Origin of the sequence: Colwellia sp. TT2012, assembly GCF_001440345.1 — a bacterium.
Taxonomy (GTDB): domain Bacteria; phylum Pseudomonadota; class Gammaproteobacteria; order Enterobacterales; family Alteromonadaceae; genus Colwellia.
The window spans coordinates 1-1,594 of the sequence record NZ_LJYX01000047.1 but is presented as its reverse complement, the minus strand read 5'-3'; the positions used below and the strand labels follow the sequence as shown (position 1 = coordinate 1,594).

The following is a 1,594-nucleotide window of genomic DNA, read 5'->3' as shown; positions in this document are numbered from 1 at the left end:
CTACCAAACCGGACATCAAATCCACGTTAAATTGATGCTTCTGACAAACCCCTAGACTCTCTCGGCGATCGCTATTTCAAGGCGCTGTGCGGATGCTGCTCGTTGTAATGCTCGAAGGCAATCGTCAGATTGCGCAGCGCGGTTTCTCGATTCGGTTTGGGCATGTGCGCCACGTAATCACGCTTGATCGTCTTCACAAAGCTCTCTGCCATGCCGTTACTTTGCGGGCTGCGTACCGGTGTGGTCACCGGCTGCAAGCCGATCTGGCGAGCAAACAGACGCGTCTGCTCGGCGATATAAGCCGAGCCGTTATCGCTCAACCACTGCACCGGCGTGCTCGGTAGTTGATCCCCAAATCGCTTCTCCACGCTTTCCAACATCAAGTCTCGGATGTCGTCACCGCTGTAGCCCGTCGGGCTGGCGACCCAGCCGATGGCTTCGCGGTCACAGCAGTCCAGGGCAAAAGTCACGCTCAACTTCGCACCGTCGTCGCAGCGAAACTCGAAGCCGTCCGAGCACCAGCGCGTATCGCTGGTAGTAACGGCAATTCGGCCTTCATGCCGGCGCTGCACGCCACTCCGCTTGATGCGGCGTTCTAACAGCAGATTGTGATCGCGCATGACGCGGTAAACCCGCTTCACATTGATCGGAGCCAGTGACTGAACTTCACGCTCGCGGCGCAGCAACCCCCAAACACGGCGGTAGCCATAGCTCGGTAACTCGCTGACCTGCTCCTTAATCTCGGCGACCAACTCCGTATCGTTCACGAGCCGACGTCGCCGTACTTTAGGCGATACCGATTGCTTGATCCGAACCGTTAATTGCGAGCGCGACACACCGAGACATTCGCTGACCAGTTTCACTGGTCGTCCCCCGGCAACAAGGGTGAGTGCGCAATCCATTTTCGCGACCGGGCGATCTCCACGGCCTCTTTTAGGACTTCGGCTTCCATCGTCTTCTTGCCCAGCATCCGCTGCAATTCTCGGATCTGCTTGAGCGCATCGCTCAGTTCCGACGCCGGTACAACGGCCTCGCCCGCACTGACCGCCGATAGACTTCCGTCCTGATACAGCTTGCGCCAAAGAAACAGCTGGTTGGCGTTGATGCCGTTGCGTCGGGCCACCACGGACACACTTTGTCCCGGTTCAAGGCTCTCGCGAACCATGGCCAGCTTCTGGTCGGTGCTCCAGCGGCGTCGGCGCTCCTGGCCGAGCAGCTCGCCACCCTTATCATTGCTGTTAGTCATAAACATACCCGTTTGCCTATCCCTTATCGTAAGGGGGAAACGGTGTCCTGTCTTTCATGGGGCTCGTTCAGAGGGACGGAAAAAGTTGACGCTGTCCAATCTGACTGCCGAACTGGTTGGTGTGATCGAGAAAGAACTGCTGGCCAGGGTCGGCTAAGAATGTTTTCTAATGTGGTAGCTCTCTACCGCGCCATTGGAGCGCCCACCATTGAGGACGGAGTCATCCGCTATGAGGGGATGCCAACGCCCGACATTATCGGTGCGTTGCGAATGTGCGATGGCCTGCCCGCAGCCTATGGCAAGTTCGAGCATTGCTCTGAAGAAGCAGACTCTCTCGATATTGAGTTT

Annotated in this window: 2 protein-coding genes; one reads left to right on the top strand and one right to left on the bottom strand. The window is 57.4% G+C overall.

The annotated features are described in order from the left end of the window. Nucleotides 1-71: 71 nt before the first annotated feature. A protein-coding gene (locus ASU03_RS20105) for an IS3 family transposase (protein WP_231731639.1) occupies nucleotides 72-1,246 on the bottom strand; the annotation gives its coding sequence in 2 pieces (ribosomal slippage) (nucleotides 72-901 and nucleotides 901-1,246; 1,176 coding nt in all). 159 nt (nucleotides 1,247-1,405) lie between these two features. Between ASU03_RS20105 and ASU03_RS21620 the strand changes: the two genes are divergently transcribed. Beyond that, on the top strand, nucleotides 1,406-1,594 hold a 189-nt coding region (locus ASU03_RS21620; protein WP_231731638.1), incomplete at its 3' end, for a hypothetical protein.